The sequence below is a fragment of the Buchnera aphidicola (Floraphis choui) genome, assembly GCA_039830045.1.
Taxonomy (GTDB): Bacteria; Pseudomonadota; Gammaproteobacteria; order Enterobacterales; family Enterobacteriaceae; genus Buchnera_B; species Buchnera_B aphidicola_AX.
Genome location: CP140044.1, coordinates 473,597 through 491,861 on the forward strand (window position 1 = coordinate 473,597; position 18,265 = coordinate 491,861).

The 18,265-nt window shown below is 23.4% G+C and carries 16 protein-coding genes and 1 tRNA gene; 9 read left to right on the forward strand and 8 right to left on the reverse strand.

Features of this window, described 5'->3' with window-relative positions; genetic code table 11:
* Window positions 1-6: 6 nt before the first annotated feature.
* A complete protein-coding gene (gene recD, locus UAT33_02115; protein XBC43728.1) occupies window positions 7-1,854 on the forward strand; it encodes an exodeoxyribonuclease V subunit alpha in 1,848 nt (615 codons plus the stop codon).
* A gap of 109 nt (window positions 1,855-1,963) precedes the next feature.
* Here recD and UAT33_02120 read toward each other — a convergent pair.
* Window positions 1,964-2,037 (reverse strand) — tRNA-Met (locus tag UAT33_02120).
* 75 nt (window positions 2,038-2,112) lie between these two features.
* Here UAT33_02120 and mltA point away from each other — a divergent pair.
* The 5 genes from mltA (at window position 2,113) to nusB (ending at window position 6,479) form a co-directional block, all read left to right on the forward strand.
* Entirely contained in the window at window positions 2,113-3,192 is a 1,080-nt protein-coding gene (gene mltA, locus UAT33_02125) for a murein transglycosylase A (protein XBC43729.1), read from the forward strand.
* Between the two features lie 47 nt (window positions 3,193-3,239).
* Complete coding sequence (gene ribE, locus UAT33_02130; protein ID XBC43730.1) at window positions 3,240-3,710, forward strand: 6,7-dimethyl-8-ribityllumazine synthase; 471 nt, start codon at window positions 3,240-3,242, stop codon at window positions 3,708-3,710.
* 121 nt (window positions 3,711-3,831) lie between these two features.
* Window positions 3,832-4,803: a thiamine-phosphate kinase gene (thiL, locus tag UAT33_02135; GenBank protein XBC43731.1), complete on the forward strand. Its 972-nt coding sequence runs from the start codon at window positions 3,832-3,834 to the stop codon at window positions 4,801-4,803.
* Window positions 4,804-4,899: 96 nt separating this feature from the next.
* Window positions 4,900-6,021 carry a bifunctional diaminohydroxyphosphoribosylaminopyrimidine deaminase/5-amino-6-(5-phosphoribosylamino)uracil reductase RibD gene (ribD, locus tag UAT33_02140; protein ID XBC43732.1) on the forward strand — a complete coding sequence of 374 codons (1,122 nt, stop codon included), beginning with the start codon at window positions 4,900-4,902 and terminating at the stop codon, window positions 6,019-6,021.
* A 38-nt stretch (window positions 6,022-6,059) separates the two neighbouring features.
* Entirely contained in the window at window positions 6,060-6,479 is a 420-nt protein-coding gene (gene nusB / locus UAT33_02145) for a transcription antitermination factor NusB (GenBank protein ID XBC43733.1), read from the forward strand.
* A 17-nt stretch (window positions 6,480-6,496) separates the two neighbouring features.
* On the opposite strand, the gene dxs is transcribed toward nusB, so the two are convergent.
* The 3 genes from dxs to UAT33_02160 form a co-directional block, all read right to left on the reverse strand.
* Window positions 6,497-8,362, reverse strand: a complete 1,866-nt coding sequence (gene dxs / locus UAT33_02150) for a 1-deoxy-D-xylulose-5-phosphate synthase (GenBank protein XBC43734.1) — start codon at window positions 8,360-8,362, stop codon at window positions 6,497-6,499.
* A gap of 19 nt (window positions 8,363-8,381) precedes the next feature.
* Complete coding sequence (locus tag UAT33_02155; protein ID XBC43735.1) at window positions 8,382-9,278, reverse strand: polyprenyl synthetase family protein; 897 nt, start codon at window positions 9,276-9,278, stop codon at window positions 8,382-8,384.
* A gap of 321 nt (window positions 9,279-9,599) precedes the next feature.
* Window positions 9,600-10,772: an MFS transporter gene (locus tag UAT33_02160; GenBank protein ID XBC43736.1), complete on the reverse strand. Its 1,173-nt coding sequence runs from the start codon at window positions 10,770-10,772 to the stop codon at window positions 9,600-9,602.
* Window positions 10,773-10,887: 115 nt separating this feature from the next.
* Between UAT33_02160 and UAT33_02165 the strand changes: the two genes are divergently transcribed.
* Window positions 10,888-11,181: a TusE/DsrC/DsvC family sulfur relay protein gene (locus UAT33_02165; protein ID XBC43737.1), complete on the forward strand. Its 294-nt coding sequence runs from the start codon at window positions 10,888-10,890 to the stop codon at window positions 11,179-11,181.
* Window positions 11,182-11,219: 38 nt separating this feature from the next.
* Here UAT33_02165 and cyoE read toward each other — a convergent pair whose 3' ends face one another.
* The 4 genes from cyoE to cyoA all read right to left on the reverse strand — a co-directional run bounded on the left by cyoE (window position 11,220) and on the right by cyoA (window position 15,918).
* On the reverse strand, window positions 11,220-12,077 hold the full coding sequence (gene cyoE / locus UAT33_02170) for a heme o synthase (GenBank protein ID XBC43738.1): 858 nt from the start codon (window positions 12,075-12,077) through the stop codon (window positions 11,220-11,222).
* Window positions 12,078-12,411: 334 nt separating this feature from the next.
* Window positions 12,412-13,020: a cytochrome o ubiquinol oxidase subunit III gene (gene cyoC, locus UAT33_02175; GenBank protein ID XBC43739.1), complete on the reverse strand. Its 609-nt coding sequence runs from the start codon at window positions 13,018-13,020 to the stop codon at window positions 12,412-12,414.
* A 2-nt stretch (window positions 13,021-13,022) separates the two neighbouring features.
* Window positions 13,023-15,011, reverse strand: coding sequence for a cytochrome o ubiquinol oxidase subunit I (gene cyoB / locus UAT33_02180; GenBank protein XBC43740.1), 1,989 nt, complete (start codon window positions 15,009-15,011; stop codon window positions 13,023-13,025).
* A gap of 19 nt (window positions 15,012-15,030) precedes the next feature.
* Window positions 15,031-15,918 carry a ubiquinol oxidase subunit II gene (cyoA, locus tag UAT33_02185; protein XBC43741.1) on the reverse strand — a complete coding sequence of 296 codons (888 nt, stop codon included), beginning with the start codon at window positions 15,916-15,918 and terminating at the stop codon, window positions 15,031-15,033.
* 283 nt (window positions 15,919-16,201) lie between these two features.
* Here cyoA and UAT33_02190 point away from each other — a divergent pair, with 283 nt between their 5' ends.
* Together UAT33_02190 and tig are read left to right on the forward strand one after the other, a co-directional pair.
* Window positions 16,202-16,525: a BolA/IbaG family iron-sulfur metabolism protein gene (locus UAT33_02190; protein XBC43742.1), complete on the forward strand. Its 324-nt coding sequence runs from the start codon at window positions 16,202-16,204 to the stop codon at window positions 16,523-16,525.
* Window positions 16,526-16,795: 270 nt separating this feature from the next.
* Window positions 16,796-18,088 (forward strand): trigger factor, encoded by a 1,293-nt coding sequence (gene tig, locus UAT33_02195; protein XBC43743.1) that lies wholly within the window; start codon window positions 16,796-16,798, stop codon window positions 18,086-18,088.
* Window positions 18,089-18,265 lie beyond the last annotated feature (177 nt).

Consider the following 18,265-nt stretch of genomic DNA (forward strand, 5'->3'; position numbering starts at 1 on the left):
AAATAAATGGATGTTATATCTTTATTAAAAGAAGCTATTAAACAAGAAATAATTACTTTATCAGATTTTTACTTTTCTATTTCAATAACTCAATATCAATCACCTAAAATGATTTTTTTAGCTATTTGTATCAATTACTTTATCCGTACAGGAGGGCATACTTGCCTTCCAATTTCAATTATAGAAAAAAAAGAAATATTTCTTGAAAAGAAAAACAAAATATTAATTAATAAAATTTGGAAAACAACTCAATTATTAAATAATTTAAGAATAGAACTATTAACAAATAAAATGATTAGTAATGGATCACACCCAACTCCTTTCGTATTATTCAATGAAAAGATATATCTTAATAAGACATGGAAAGCAGAAAAAACAATTTTTAAATTTCTTTCAAAACCAGAATGCTCTAAAACAAAAAACTTAATCACAATTAAAAATAAAATAGCTCATTTATTATGTAAAAAAATTGATAATTTACAAAAAATCGCAATAATTTTATCAATTATTAATAAAATAACATTTATAATAGGCGAACCAGGGACAGGGAAAACTACAATAGTATCTAAAATATTAACTGCTATTATTAGCATATCTAATAAAAAATTAAAAATTCAATTAGCAGCTTCTACAGGAAAAGCTGCTAATCGCTTAACCGAATCTATCGAGAAATTCATCTCAAAATTTAAAAGTCTATATGAAAAAAAAAATATATTAATACAACCTGCAGTAACTCTACATCGCTTTTTAGGAATTCAATCAGAAAACAATTTAAACTTTAAAAAACTAAATTATTATTCAGAAATAGATGTATTAATTATAGATGAAACATCTATGATTGATATTTTTACTATGGAAAGATTAATTAAAAATATATCAAAAGAAACTAAAGTTATATTTTTAGGTGACCATCATCAATTACCTTCAGTAAACTGTGGACATATTTTAAAAGATATATATAGCTATTATTATAATGGATATAGTAAATCTATAATAAAAAAAATTAATTTCTTTGGAATTTTTAATATTAAAGAAATAAAAGATTACAAATTTTCCAATATCAATGATAAAATATGTATCCTAAAAACTAATTATCGTTTTACACTAAAATCTAATATTTTTAAAATATCTACTAAAATAAAAAAAAATAAATTTAAAAACTTTGAAAAATTATTCCTTAACACCTATGAAGATATTAAATTTATTTCTTTAGATACCGATCAAGACTATAAAAAAATGATTTCTAACTTAATTAAAAATTATATGTATTATTGGAATCATTTAAAAACAACTAAAAATTTTTTAGATATAATGTTAATTTTTAATTATTATAGATTAATATGTGTTTTACAAGACGGGCCATTCGGAGTTAAAGGATTAAATACAGCGTTAGAAAATGAAATGAAAAATAAAGGATTAATAAAAACAATTGTTATTAATAAAAAAATAGTCTATTTTGGACAACCAATAATAATTTTAAAAAACAACTATACTATAAAATTATATAATGGGGATATAGGAATTATTCTTTATGATAAAAAAAATGAATTAAAAGCATTTTTTTTTAATAAAAATAAATTTGATGTAAAATGTATACCTATCAATATACTACCTAGATTTCAAACTAATTGGGCTATGACAGCACATAAATCTCAAGGATCAGAATTTCAACATGTAGTTTTAGTTTTGCCAAATTATAATTCAAATGTTTTAACAAAAGAACTAATTTACACTGCAATTACTCGAACAAAAACTAAATTAACTATATACAGTAATAAGGAAATATTTATGAAGTCAATAAAGAATAGAACTAATCGATATAGTAGTTTATCTAAAAATGAATGTATTTATTAATCTAAAGTCAAAATTTATTAACAAAAGTTTTAATAAATAAAAAATAAAAAACTAAAACTAAATATTTTAAAATATTAAAAATAATTGTTATTTATTATATTTTATTACTTTGCGGGAGCCGGATTTGAACCGACGACCTTCGGGTTATGAGCCCGACGAGCTACCAAACTGCTCCATCCCGCGTCTTATATTTAAGACTATACTATATTATAATAAAGATGCAACCTTTTTTTAAATTAAATTTAAAATAAAACAAATATGAATAATAAAATTATTATGATATTGTTATTAACAATGTTAAACTATGGTTTATCTAAAAAAATAAATTCTAAAAACATTCATGATACAAACATCATAAAAAATGATAAAAGTATGTGGAAGAAGGATTTAAACGTTTCTATTAATAATAAAATTATTAACAAACGAGATATATTAGTACAAATTCAAAAAATAAAATTATTTTCTCCTAAATTATACAAAAAAAATAAATTATTATATCAATCCATAAGTAATTGGTTAAAATTAAGTGGAAATATTAGACAGTTAAAATCATATAAAATATATTTATATAAATTAAAAGATTTAAATAAGCATGGAAACATAAAAATAACAAGCTATTATACTCCAATAATTAATGCTAGAAAAGTTCCAGAAAAAGAGTTTAAATACCCCATTTACACTCTTCCTAATAGTACAGAAAAACATAAACTTCTACCCAGTAGGAGAAACATTTATAACGGAGTATTGAAAAAAAAATATATTATAGCATATAGTAATTCACTTATAGACAACTTTATTATGGATATTCAAGGTAGTGGGATTATCAATTATGGTTCGCATAAACCCTTAGTTCTATTAAAATATTTAGGAGAAAATGGATGGCCTTACAAAAGTATTGGAAAAATTCTAATTAAAAAAGGAGATATTAGAAAAGAAAACATGTCTATAAAAGCCATTAAAAATTGGGGCAAACAACACACGTTATCAGAAGTAAAAAATTTATTAGAAAAAAATACTTCATTTGTATTTTTCAAGTCAACAAAGTATAAACCGGTTTGTGGAGCTAGTTCAATTCCTTTAATTGCAAAAACATCTATAGCAACAGATACAAGAATAATTAAACCAGGCAACATTTTATTAGCAAAAATTCCTATTTTAAATAAAACTGGACAATTCACTAATACGTATGAAACTAGACTTTTAATAGCATTAGATGTTGGGGGGGCAATAAAAGGGCAAAAACTAGATCTCTATCAAGGAATTGGAGAACAAGCAGGTATTACGGCAGGATTTTATAACCACTACGGATACATATGGGTATTAAAAAAAGATATATAAAATAAAATTATAAAATACAAGTATCCTCTATTTATATACAACTAAATATGAAAATTATTGAAGAAACTATCTTAGCACCTACATCAAAAATTGCTATAATTATTAGTAGATTTAACTATTTTATTAATAAAAATTTGTTAAATGGAGCAATTGATACTCTTAAAAGAATTGGACAAGTAAATGATAAAAATATAACCGTTATATATGTCCCAGGAACATTTGAGATACCAATAATTGCAGATATTATAGCTAATAAAAAAAAATATAATGCTATTATTACATTAGGAACAATTATAAAAGGATATACTACTCACTTTTCAATATTATCAAACGAAGTTATTAAAAAAATTTCTAAAATTAGTATTAAAAATAAAATTCCTATTTCCTTTGGAATTATCGTAGCTAATAATACTGAACAAGCTATTGAACGTGCAGGAACAAAAATAGGAAATAAAGGCTCAGAATCAGCTTTAGCAGTATTAGAAATGATTAATGTTATCAATAAAATTAACGAATAATTAAAATACTGCTTTAATGACTTGAACCCATTTCATATATCTATACAATATTTAATATAAAACGTTGAATTATGCTAAGATATATTTTGAAAATAACAATATTTTTAAAACAGAAAATTAAATGAACTACAACGAATTCGAAATAATTCAAAAATATTTTAGTAATACTTTAAAAAAAGTTGATAAAAACGTCGTACAAGATATTGGTGACGATTGTGCTCTTATAACAATACCAAAAAATAATATCCTTTCGATTAGTACTGACACGCTAATAGAAGGAGTTCATTTTTTTAAAAATACTCATCCTACTCATTTAGGATATAAAATTGTTGCAGTTAATCTTAGCGACCTTGCAGCTACAGGATCACAACCTAAGTGGATTACATTATCTCTAACTCTTCCAAAAATTAATGTATCTTGGATAAAATATTTTAGTAAAAGCTTGTTTAATACATTAAATACTTACAATATGAAGTTAATTGGAGGTAACACTACTCGTGGTCCATTAAGTATAACAGTTAATATATATGGATTTGTTCCAAAAAATCAAGCACTACTAAGAAAAGGTGCAAAAATAGGAGACCTTATATATGTTACTGGAACCTTAGGAGACAGCGCAGCAGGATTATTTTTGTTAAAAAATAAGAAAAAAAATATTAAAAAAGATTTTAATTATTTGATTAAAAAACATTTACATCCTATTCCTAGAATTATACACGGACAATTACTAAGAAATATTGCTAGTTCTGCTATTGATTTATCAGATGGGCTATTAACTGATTTAAAAAAAATTTTAGAATCAAGTAAATGCGGAGCAAAAATTGAATTAGAAAAGCTACCTATTTCTAAAATACTAAAAACGAACTTTACGCAAAAGCAATGGTTAAATTTTGCTATGAATTCAGGAGAAGATTACGAACTTTGTTTTACTATACCAAAACAAAATGTATCACTTTTAAATAATACTATTAATCATCTCGGAATACCCTATAATTGTATTGGAAAAATTAATCATATTAATAATGGATATAACATAGTTTATAATGGTAAAAAGATACAACATTCATATAAAGGTTATAATCACTTTTGTTAAAAAATTAAAGACTATTAAATTCTATAATATTAATATGTTATACCAATTACAAATATTACAACTTTTATTAACAAAAATCATTATTTTAAGCAATCTATGGAAAATAACAATATAAAAGATATTTTTTACATGGAAGAAGCAATAAAAATAGCAAAAAAAGGAATTTTAACTACTTCTCCAAATCCAAATGTTGGATGTATTATAGTTAAAAACAATATCATTATTGGAACAGGATGGCATAAAAAACCTGGACAACCACATGCAGAAATATACGCTTTAAAAAAAGCAGGCAAACAAGCAAAAGGTTCTACAGCATACATTACTTTAGAACCATGTAGTCATTTTGGAAAAACCTCTCCATGCTGTATTGAATTAACAAATTCTGGTATATCTAGAGTAGTAATATCATCAGTAGATCCCAATCCAAAAGTGTCCGGAAAGGGAATAGATTGGTTAAAAAAAAATGGAATTATAGTAAAGATAGGAGTAATTTCTAACCAATCTAAAAATATAAACAAAGGATTTTTTCAAAGAATGCAAACAGGGATACCTTGGGTTCAATTAAAACTAGCTAGTTCTACTGACGGGCGAACTGCTTTAAAAAATGGATTGAGTAAATGGATTACTTCTTATGAATCTCGTCAAGACGTGCAAAATTATAGGAAAAAATCCGATGCCATAATTAGTAGTAGCAAATCTATTATTGAAGATGACTCATTATTAACTGTAAGAATAACACAAAAAAACAAATTTATAAAATTAAACTCAAATAAACAAAACCAAACAAAACAACCTTTACGCGTTATTGTTGATAATAAAAATCGTATGAACCCGTTACATAGATGTATTAAAGAACCTGGGAAAATACTTCTAATCAGATCAAAGCCTGATAATAATAATTGGCCAGACAACGTCGAACAAATAATATTAAATAATAATGAATCTAAAGTTAATTTAATTCATCTTTTAAAATTATTAGGAAAGCGTGAAATAAATCAAGTTCTAATAGAATCAGGAGCATCGTTATCTGGATCTTTTTTAAAGTTAAATATTGTTAACGAACTAATAATTTATATATCTCCAAAATTATTAGGTCATTATGCAAAACCATTATTTATATTAGAAAATTATAAACAGTTATCTTTAGTTCCTCAATTTAATTTTAAAAAAGTTATTAGAATAGGGCAAGATATAAAATTAATACTGGCAAAAAAATAAAAACTTTTTAAAAATAAAAAGGAAATAATATTTTACTTATGAAACCTTTAGCTAGAAGAAAAGCACGAGAATGCGCTGTTCAAGCATTATATTCATGGCAATTATCTAATAATAATATTAATGACATAGAAAGTCAATTTTACAAAAAAAACAATATACAAGAAATTGACAAAAATTATTTTCACGAACTTATTATAGAAATCACAAATAATCAACAATACTTAGATTCATTAATGACTCCTTATTTATCTAGAACTATTAACGAACTAGGTCAAATCGAAAAAGCTATTCTTAGAATATCATTTTATGAACTCAAAAAAAGACATGATATTCCATATAAAGTAACAATAAACGAAGGAATCGAATTAGCAAAACTATTTGGAGCGGAAGAAAGTCATAAATTTATTAATGGGGTTTTGGATAAAGCTGCTGCTAATATAAGAAATCATATAAATTAAACTATTAAAACAATAATTTATTCATCTAACCATAACAAAATTTTTTCTAAAATACCATTAGCATCTAATTTATATTCACTTCGAATTTCATCTTGCCCCCCTTGAGGAATGAATATATCTGGAATGCCAATATTTAAAATAGGAATAGTGATTTTTCTTTTCATAAATAACTCATTAATACTGCTACCAGCACCACCAGAAATAACACCTTCTTCAATCGTAACAAAAAAATTATGAGATTTAGTTAAGTTCAAAATTAGATTAATGTCTAATGGTTTTACAAAACGCATATCTACCAAAGTTAAATCTAATTTTTTTGCAACTTGTTCAGCAGAAATATACAATGCTCCAAAATTTAAAATAGCAATTTTTTTCCCTAATCGTTTTAAAATACCTTTTCCAATTGGAATTGATCTCATAGATTTTAAAGCTACTCCAATACCATTACCTTTAGGATATCTTACTACACTAGGACCTTTTCGATAACAATATCCAGTATAAAGCATTTGTAAGCATTCATTTTCATTACTAGGAGTCATTATTATAATATTTGGAATACATCTAAGGTAAGCTAAATCAAATACTCCTTGATGTGTTTCACCATCTTGACCTACAATTCCTCCTCTATCAATTGCAAACAATACCGGTAATCTTTGAAGTGCTACATCATGTATTACTTGATCATAAGCTCTTTGAAGAAAAGTAGAATAAATAGATAAAACAGGTTTATATCCACTAACAGCCAATCCAGCAGAAAATGTTACAGCATGTTGTTCTGCTATTGCAACATCAAAATATTGATCTGGGAAGCATTTCGAAAAATTAACCATTCCTGAACCTTCCGTCATAGCAGGTGTAACACCTATTAACTTTTTATCTATTCTAGCTACAGTACATAACCAATTTCCAAATATTTCAGAATAGGTAGGAATATTTTTCTTTGTAATTAACATTTTTCCAGTAACAAGATTAAATCTAGGAACCGAATGCCATACGGTAGGATTTAATTCAGAAGGTAAATATCCTTTTCCTTTCTGAGTTATTATATGTAACAAATTAGCATATTTCTGAGTATTTAATCTACTGATAACATCAATTAATAAAAAAACATCATGTCCATCAACTGGGCCGAAATATTGAAATCCTAAACTATCAAAAAAAGCATTAGATACTTTTATATCCTCTAAATATTTTTTTTGATATTCAAAATCGTTATTAAAAAAGTCAGATTTAATACAAAAATTTTTCTTGTTCTTATATTTTTTAATCAAATTAGAATCTAATGAAATTTTGGAAAAAAATGCGTTTAAAGCACCAACATTTTTAGAAATAGACATATTATTATAATTTAATATCACTAATAGACGCATTTTAGTACATCCAGCATGATTTATTGCTTCAAATGCCATACCAGAAGTTATTGCTCCATCTCCAATTATACATACAGTTTTTCTACCTTTATTTTCCTTTTTTGAAGCAATAGCCATACCAACTCCAGCACTAATTGAAGTAGAAGAATGACCTACACCAAAAATGTCATATTCACTTTCTTTTCTACAAGGAAAAGAATGTATTCCGTTTTTTTTTCGAATATTAATAATATCGTTTCTTCTTCCAGTTAAAATTTTATGAATATACGTTTGATGACCTACATCCCATATTAAATTATCAAAAGGAGTATTAAGAACATAATGTAAAGCTACTGTAATTTCAACAACTCCTAAATTAGAAGATAAATGGCCACTAGATTGGCTAATAGTTTCTAACAAATACTTACGTAATTCATAGCATAATTGAGGCAATTGCTCTATAGGCAATAACTTTAATTGTTTAACTGAACGAGCTAAATACAATGTTGGGTATTTTATATAGTTAAAACTCATTAAAAACTCATTATAAAAGTTATTTATCACGTGTAATTATGTAATGTGCCAATTTTTTCAACAATTCTACATCTATAAAGTCATCAGACAAAGTTTCTAAATGTATCAATGCATTTTTATATAATTCTTTTAATTTTACTTTAGACTGTTCTAAACCAATAATTAATGGAAATGTATTTTTTTTTGGATTATTAGAACATATACAGTTTTTTAGATTATGTCTATCATTAACATAATCAAGAATATCATCTTGAATTTGAAAAGCAAAACTAATACTTTTAGAATATTGTTCTAATGCTAAAAAATGTTTTTTTTTACATTTATCAGAAGAAAATAAAACTAAACGTACTGCAGAATTGATCAAAGATCCAGTTTTATAATAATATATTTTTTCTAATTCATATAATTTTAAATTCTTATCCTTTGATTCTAAATCAAAAAATTGACCAATACACATACCTGATATACCAGAAGAGTTTGATAATTCTAAAATGATTTTTATTTTTTTACTATTAGATATTTTAATAGAATTCATTCGAGATAAAATATTAAATGCTAAACATTGTAATGAATTACCAGCCAATATAGCAGTAGACTCTCCAAATTTTATATAACAAGAATCCCGTCCTCTCCTTAATATATCATGATCTAATGATGGTAAATCATCGTGAATTAAAGAGTATGCATGCATAAATTCTATAGAAGCAGCTAGAACATCTACGATGTTAAAATTAACTTGAAACATTTCCCCTATAATGTACATTAATATAGGACGAATTCTTTTCCCACCTAATAATACTCCATATTTTATGGCATCTAACAACAATGAATTTTGAAAAGGTAATTCCTTAAGAAATTCTAACATAAAATTATCAATACGATTTTGTTTTATATTAAAAAATTTAAATAAGTCCATTTTATATGCCTATAAATAAATAACACCAAAACTTTTAAATCATATTAATTATTATACTACTATAATTTTAAAATAATTTTTAATTTACAATAGTTAAGTAAAAATTAATAATATTTTTTAGATTCTTATAAATATATCTTTTAAAATAAATAGAGCTATTTATATATTAATCTACAAAATTAAATATATTATTTTATGTTTTAATATAATATTAATCACACGTTACTTTACTAATAACTATATTAACTAATAAAAAACAAATACATAATTTATTTAAAAATTTATTCTTAAAATACATATTTTCAAATTAATATAATTATTCTATATCTTTAAATATCGAATATTAATAAAAAACCAAATAAAAATTATAATCAATTCAAACAAAAATAGTAAACTACTTCCATAAAAATTTAAAATAAGCCCTCCTAATATACTTCCTATAGAAGAACCTAAAAACTGACTAATCGAATATATCGCCATAGCGGTTCCTTTATAATCTTTAGGAGAATTTTTACTTACTAAAATAGGAAAAATCATTTCAAAAAAACTAAAAACTATAAAAAATATTTGTAAACCCAAGATAAGAAAAATATAATTATTTTTAAAAAATAAAAAAATAAAATTAGAAATCATCAATAATACTATTGAACACAAAATTGCAATTTTTATATGTTTTTTATCTTTAATATATACATTAATTGGTAATACAACAATGAAAGAAACAATAATAGTAATTAAATATATTATCCAAGCAGAATGAATAAAACTTATATATATATGTAATTGAATTGGTATAACAATAAAATGTAATATTAATAATACATGAAGAAAAAAAATATTTAAATCTAACTGAAATAAATTAGAGCGTTTAAACAAGCTTAAAAAAATTTTATATTCATTCTTTATATATATTTTTTTATTAAATTTTGAAAATGGAATAACAAACCAAACTACTAAAATACACAATATTGATAGTAAGAAACTGACGAAAAATACACTATGAAAACCAAAGATACGTACAATAATAGGACTAATTACCATAGAAATAACAAAACTTGCTCCAAAACTAATACCTAATAATCCCATTGCTTTAGTTTTATTTTGTTTTGAAATTGTTTCAGATAACAATACCATACATACTGAAGATATTGCTCCAGATCCTTGTATACTGCGCCCTAATATCATTCCCCAAATAGAATTACTATTTAAACATACGTAACTTCCTATCAAAAAAAATAATAACCCTAAAATAATAACGATTTTTCTTCCAATTTTATCAGATAACCATCCATAAGGAATTTGAAATAAAGCTTGAAAAAAACCATATGATCCAATTGCAATACTACTTAGAAATATAGTACTATCTCTTAAAGAGATACCATAAGTACTAAAAACAGGTAAAACTATAAACATTCCCAATACACGTAAAGCAAAAACTAAACATATTCCTAAAATAATTCTCCATTCTTTTATATTAGTACTAAGTTTATTCATAATCAGTTGTTTTTCTATATAATATTATTATTATAAATATAATAAATTAATTATTAAAAATATAATATTTCCACATCTTTATTTAAATCAATAAAAAATTTAGCATAATTAAACTATGAAAAATAAACAATTAAAAAATAATATGCATTGGAATAAAAAAATAGCGTTAAAAATTGCAAAACAAGAATCAATTGATATTACAGAAGATCATTGGAAAGTAATATACTCTATTCGAAGTTTTTATTTCCAATTTAATTTAACTCCATCTATGAGAATGTTAATTAAATTACTAGAAAAAAGAGGATTAAAAGAAATAACAAGTTGTTATCTATTTAAATTATTCCCCATGGGCCCAATTAAACAAGCAAGTAAAATAGCAGGAGTTCCTGAACCATCTAATTGTTTTTAAACTTATTAGTTCTTGAAATAATAATAAAAAACAACGTTTTAATTAATAAAATCTACTGAAATCATTATATTCATAATTATCATAATAATAATAGAATGCAAGAAAATATTTTTTGACCAAATAAAATGATTACTATCACCTTTATATTTTTTTATTACAAGAAAAAACCAAAATATAGATAAACTTAATAAACTAAAAAAAAATTTATATCCAGTACAATTTATTATTGTTAATAAACAAGTAAATATTAAAAATAACAATATAAATATTTTGATATGAAATCGAGTAACTGAAAATGACTTAATAATAGGAAATATAGGTATATTTGCACGTTTATAATCATTAAAATACATAATAAAAATAGCATAAGAATGCGGTATTTGCCATAACATTAAAATTATAAATAAATTAATAGCACATAAATCTATACAATTAGTTACAGAACAATAACCAAAAACAGGAGGAATAGCACCAGATATACTGCCAACTATTGTTGAATATATAGATTTCTTTTTTAAATATAAACTATAAAATATAACATATATAATTAATCCTAAAATAGCAAATACCATACATAATATATTTATATACCACCCACAAATAAACAGTCCTAATATCCCTAAAAAAATTGAAAAAAGTATTGCCAAATTATAAAAATAAATGTCAGTGACTAATATTCTATTTTTAGTCCTATTCATTTTTTTATCTATTTCATAATCAATAATGTTATTCAATGCACAAGAAGATCCAATAACTAATGACATACCCACTACATCAAAAAATAGCAATTTATAATTAATATTCCCTTTTGAAGCTAATAAAAAACCACCTAAAACGGAAACCAAATTACCTAAAATTATTCCTGGTTTTAAAAGTTTTAAGAAAAGTATTATCATACTATTACATTGTATATATTATGATTTAAATTCTTCATAACCCAAAACGAACCAAAAAAAATAATTGAAATAATTAACAAAGAAAAAATTATTGATATAGTATTCCATTTATCTCTATCAGAAAAATTTAAATAAAAAAACAATTTAATATGAATCAAAATTTGAATAATTAAACATAGTATAATTATAAAATATGTAACTTCTTTAGAAAACATTTGTTTTATAACTACAAAAAATGGGAAAATAGTTAATATAACTAATATTATGAAATTTAAAATATAAAAAAAATATCTATTTCTAAAAATTGAAATACTTTTTAAATAAAAAAAACTCATTATATTGCTCCAATTAAAAAAACTATAGAAAATATAAAAACCCATATTATGTCTAAAAAATGCCAAAATAGACTTAAACAAAAAATTCTCATATAAATCTCATATGTAACTCCAAACTTTATTACCTGTTTTATCATCACTAAAATCCATATAAGAGCTAAAATTATATGTAATCCATGAATAGATAATAAAGTAAAAAAAGAAGATAAAAAACCACTATAAGATGGAATATATCCTTTTTCTATAAGATTATAAAATTCAAATATTTCTAACATTACAAACATAATACCTAATAAAAATGTTATTCCAAACCATAGTAAAATCTTGTTTATTTTATGTTTTTCTATTTCTAAAAAAATAAAACTATAAGAAAAAGAACTACATAATAATAAAAAACTTTCTAAAATTACTATAGAAAAATTAAAAATTTCTCGTTCAGATGGACCATGAGCAATATTATTTCTCATAACTACATAAACTGAAAATAACGTAGCAAAAATAATACAATCACTCATTAAATATAACCAAAATCCAAATAATTTATTAGAACGCAAAATATCTATCTTTAACATACTCATATTTGAATTTTTATCTATTAAATTACTCACTATTATTTTAATCCCAATTTTTTAAGATTATTAAGATATGCATTTTCAATTCTATTTACTTCTTCTTTAGAAATCACATAACCATTATCGATTGAAAAACTTTTTGAAATTAATAAATATACAATTGCTAAAAATGACACAATAGACAACCAAAAGATATACCAAATTAAAGAAAAACTTAAAATAATAGAAAGTAAACTAATAAAAACACCTAAACTAGTATTACTCGGCATATGAATATCAGAATATACAATACGTTTTGGATGTTTTTGATTCATTATTTCTTTTGATTTCCAAAAATGATCACGAAAACGAATTTTTGGTATAACAGAAAAATTATATATTGGAGGTGGAGAAGAAGTTGACCACTCTAAAGTTCTACCATTCCATGGATCACCTGTAATATCTTTATTAATATCACGATCTCGAATAGATACTAAAAATTGAACAACTTGACATAAAATTCCTATAGCAATTAAAAACGTACCAAAAGAAGCTAAAACTAACATAACATGAAATTTGGAATCTATATGTTGACTAAGACGACGAGTCATTCCCATTAATCCTAAAACATATAAAGGAATAAAAGCACAAAAAAATCCAGATATCCAAAACCAAAATGCGCGTTTACCCCATATTTCAGATAAAGTAAATCCAAACATTTTTGGAAACCAGTAAGTAATTCCAGAAAAACATCCAAATACTACTCCTCCGATAATAACATTATGAAAATGAGCTACTAAAAACAAACTATTATGTAATACAAAGTCAACAGCAGGTAAAGATAATAAAATGCCTGACATACCACCTATTGAAAAAGTAATTAAAAATCCCATAGTCCACAACATTGAAGAATGCATAGAGACACGTCCATTATACATAGTAAATAACCAATTAAAAATTTTTACTCCTGTAGGTATTGCTATAATCATAGTAGCTATTCCAAAAAATGCATTAACGTCAGCCCCTGCACCCATGGTAAAAAAATGATGTAACCATACTACAAAAGATAAAATGGTAATTATAATAGTTGCCAAAATCAAAGATACATACCCAAATAATTCTTTTTTTGAAAAAGTAGCTACTACTTCAGAAAAAATCCCAAAAACAGGTAATACTAAAATATATACTTCCGGATGCCCCCAAATCCAAATTAAATTAACGTACATCATTGCGTTTCCACCAGAGTCATTTGTAAAAAAATGAAATCCAAGATATCTATCTAATGTAAGCAATAGCAAGCTAACTGTTAAAACAGGAAAAGAAGCAAGTATTAAAATATTTGTACAAAATCCAGTCCATGTAAATACAGGCATTTTGAATAAAGACATTCCTGGTGCTCGCATTTTTAAGATAGTAACTAAAAAATTAATTGCTGTTAACGTCGTTCCTATACCAGATAATTGTAAGCTCCAAATCCAATAATCCACTCCAACTCCAGGACTAAATTCCATTTCCGATAAGGGAGGATAACCCAACCACCCTGTTCGGGCAAATTCACCAATACCAAGAGAAAGATTAATTAAAATAGCTCCACCAATAGTTAACCATAAACTCAAATTATTAAGAAATGGAAATGCAATATCACGAGCACCAATCTGCAAAGGTATCACTAAATTCATTAATCCAATTACTAAGGGCATAGCCACAAAAAAAATCATAATAACGCCATGAGCAGTAAATATCTGATCATAATGATGAGGTGGTAAAAATCCTATACCTTCTTTAGAAGAAGCTAATACTTGTTGTATTCGCATCATAATAGCATCAATAAAACCACGAAATAACATTATCGCAGCAAGAACAATATACATAATCGCAATTTTTTTATGATCTACAGAACAAAACCATTCGTTCCATATATAATTCCATTTTTTAAAATAAGTAATTACTATAAATATAGATATAGTACAAACAATAATTATAGAATACGTAACCATTATAATAGGATCATTATATGGAATAGCGTTCCAATTTAATCTACCAAACATATTATATAATTCCTTACATTTATACTGTATTTAATTTTAACAGAAAATTATTGTTTTTATTTTGAATTTTTTTAATAACCATATTAAACAAATTTTTATTTACATTAGAAAAATACTGAATCGCATTTTTTTCACTAGGAACTGCTATTTTTTCAAAATTAGAAATAGAATTTAATTGATTTGAAGAACTACGCACCTTTTTTAACCACTTGTTAAATGAAAACAAATTAGAAGTAACTATTACTTTAAACTTCATGTCAGAAAACCCTCTTCCACTATAATTAGAAGATATACCTTTATAGGTTCCAAATTTATTAGCCATTAAATTCAATTTAGTATTCATTCCTGCCATAGTATATATTTGACTGCCAAGAGAGGGAATAAAGAAAGAATTCATAACAGAATTAGAAGTAAGTTCAAAAATTATTGGAGTATTAATAGGGAACACTAATTCATTAATAGTAGCAATTTTTTCATTTGGATAAATAAAAAGCCATTTCCAATCTAATGATATAACACTAATTTTTATAGGTTGAACCTTAGAAACAATTGGCTTACTTGGATCTAAATTGTGTGTAGATTTCCAAGATAATACAGAAAGAAAAATAATTATAATAACTGGAAAACCCCATACTAATAATTCAATCAAATTAGAATGTGACCAATTAGGTTTGTAACTAGAATTAACATTATCTTCTCTATATTTTATAGGAAACAAAAATGTCATAATAAATACTGGAATTATAATACATAACATTATAAAAAATGAAATTAGTATTAGATAACGTTGCTCTAAAGAAATGCTACTATTTGGATGCAAAATTGTATTGTGACATCCAGTTAAAACCAAAACAGAACTTATTAAAAAAAAGTTTAAAATATATATGCGATATTTTGAAAATTGCATTTAATAACCTCAATATTCAATTTTATATTATAAAACTATATCAATTATTAAATAATTTATTATTATGCAAGTATATAACCTTTTAAAAAGAATAAAATATACATGTTTTACTACCATTTAATATTAAACATACTAATTATATATATAATTAGTAATTAATAATTATTTACATTTAAAAACATAAACATTTACTCAAACAACAAATTTAGATAAAAATATTATTTACTACTAGCTTAATATATATTTAAATAATAGAAAATTAAATATAACTAATTAAAATAAAATGATTATAAAAATAATAAAAAATATACTAACGTCGGTATTGAATACAAAAATAATTAAAATTTGTGACGAAAGTAAAAAACATAAAACATTTACGACAAATTATTCACATTTTAAAATTATTATAGTAAGCGATGATTTTAAAAAGTATAATTTACTAAAAAGACATCAAAAAATATATTATTTATTGTCTACATGTATATCAAAATATAAAATTCATGGACTTGCATTATATACATATACTATTCAAGAATGGGAAATTAAACTTAATAAAAATTGTACTTCTCCTGCATGCGCAAAACAGCACATAAAAAAATTAAAATAATTAACAACGCTAAATAAAAAAGTATGTTATGTAATTACGATGTTATATAGTTACATATCTACATTAATGATAACATAGAGTTATTTTATTATATTTCAAATAATCCGCTCTTAAACATTTCTAATTTCACAATATACAACATTTCATCTAAATATAATATGAAAACTAGCTATTAAAACTACCAAGAATAGCAAATTGATAAACTATATAAAACTTAATAATAAACTAAACATTTAAAAAAATAACACTAAAATTATCTAAGGAAATAATATGAAATTTCAAATTAAAAAAAATAATAATCTATTTAGAAAAATACATATTACTATTCCAAATCATGCAATACAAAAATCTATACAGGTGAAACTTGAAGAATTAAATAAAACTATACAAATTCATGGATTCAGAAAAGGAAAGGTACCACTACATATTTTAAAAAATCGTTATGAAATAAATATTCAACAGAAAGTATTACCCACATTAATAAATCAGTATTTTTCAGATATAATACAAAAAGAAAAATTTCATATAGCTGGGACACCTAAATTTATTCTAGAACAATATGAAAAAGACAAAAATTTTAATTGTTCAATAGAATTTGAAATATATCCAAAGTTTAAACTAAAAACAAAACCGTTTTCTATAAATATACCAATAATTAATATTACCGATCAAGATATTCAAAAAACAGCTTGCAATTTTTTTAAAAAAAATACATGGAAAGAAGTGAATTGCCCTATAAAACTACACCACAAAGTTAGCATTATTTGTATAAATCACGATTTAAAACATAATTCTGATATACAGAATTTATATGATTTTCAATTTATTGTTGGAAACAATGAAATATTACCTGAAATGGAAAAAGAAATACTTGATCATCAAGTCAATGATTCCTTTTTTATTAACATTACATTTCCACAAGACCATTGTGAAGAATATATAGCAGGAAAAACGTGTAAAATAGAAATAACTATTAAAAAAATTGAAAAATTTATAGAACCGTCATTAGAAGACAAAAAAAATATTATATTAAATTTAAATCAAGAACAATATAAAACCATTAGAAATATGCTAAAAAAGAAAGCAAAAACAATAATTAAAAGTTATATAAAATTACAAATAATAAAAAACTTAATAAAACTCAATTCTATAGATATTCCATCTATATTAGTAAAAAAAATTTTATTAATTCTAAAACAAAAAAATATAAATATATATAAAAAAAATAAAAAAAATATTTTTAAAATTATAAATCAAAAAAATTTAATGTTTCAAGCTCAATATCAAGTTAAAACTATAATTTTAATGAAAAAATTTATAAAAGATCATTCTTTAAAACCCAATTTAAATACAATACAATTATTACTACAAAAACTTTCAACATCACATAATCATTTTAAAAAAATAACTCAATTATATAATAATAATAAACATATTAAAAAATATTTTAATAATATAAATTTAGAAGAACAAGTTATAAATAAAATATTAAATGAATCTATCAAACATAAAAAAACGTATAGTTTTTATGAAGCAATAAATAAACTAGACAATGTAAGTTGATGTCTTTCAATCATTAACAACTTTAAATAATAAAAATCGTATTAAGTTTACATTTATTATTATAATCGTATACATTTTGTCAATAATGAATTTCTTCTTAAATGATATTTAAAAAATGAAATATATTTATAAAGTTAAAATTAATACTAAAAATATTTAAATACACTATTTCAATAC

Bases quoted from the DNA above. Each gene is read 5' to 3' on its own strand.
- recD (XBC43728.1), top strand. From the start codon at position 7: ATGGATGTTATATCTTTATTAAAAGAAGCTATTAAACAAGAAATAATT.
- tig (XBC43743.1), top strand. From the start codon at position 16,796: ATGAAATTTCAAATTAAAAAAAATAATAATCTATTTAGAAAAATACAT.
- dxs (XBC43734.1), bottom strand. From the start codon at position 8,362: ATGAGTTTTAACTATATAAAATACCCAACATTGTATTTAGCTCGTTCA.
- ribD (XBC43732.1), top strand. From the start codon at position 4,900: ATGGAAAATAACAATATAAAAGATATTTTTTACATGGAAGAAGCAATA.
- ribE (XBC43730.1), top strand. From the start codon at position 3,240: ATGAAAATTATTGAAGAAACTATCTTAGCACCTACATCAAAAATTGCT.
- cyoA (XBC43741.1), bottom strand. From the start codon at position 15,918: ATGCAATTTTCAAAATATCGCATATATATTTTAAACTTTTTTTTAATA.
- UAT33_02155 (XBC43735.1), bottom strand. From the start codon at position 9,278: ATGGACTTATTTAAATTTTTTAATATAAAACAAAATCGTATTGATAAT.
- thiL (XBC43731.1), top strand. From the start codon at position 3,832: ATGAACTACAACGAATTCGAAATAATTCAAAAATATTTTAGTAATACT.
- mltA (XBC43729.1), top strand. From the start codon at position 2,113: ATGAATAATAAAATTATTATGATATTGTTATTAACAATGTTAAACTAT.
- UAT33_02190 (XBC43742.1), top strand. From the start codon at position 16,202: ATGATTATAAAAATAATAAAAAATATACTAACGTCGGTATTGAATACA.
- cyoE (XBC43738.1), bottom strand. From the start codon at position 12,077: ATGATAATACTTTTCTTAAAACTTTTAAAACCAGGAATAATTTTAGGT.
- UAT33_02165 (XBC43737.1), top strand. From the start codon at position 10,888: ATGAAAAATAAACAATTAAAAAATAATATGCATTGGAATAAAAAAATA.
- nusB (XBC43733.1), top strand. From the start codon at position 6,060: ATGAAACCTTTAGCTAGAAGAAAAGCACGAGAATGCGCTGTTCAAGCA.
- UAT33_02160 (XBC43736.1), bottom strand. From the start codon at position 10,772: ATGAATAAACTTAGTACTAATATAAAAGAATGGAGAATTATTTTAGGA.
- cyoB (XBC43740.1), bottom strand. From the start codon at position 15,011: ATGTTTGGTAGATTAAATTGGAACGCTATTCCATATAATGATCCTATT.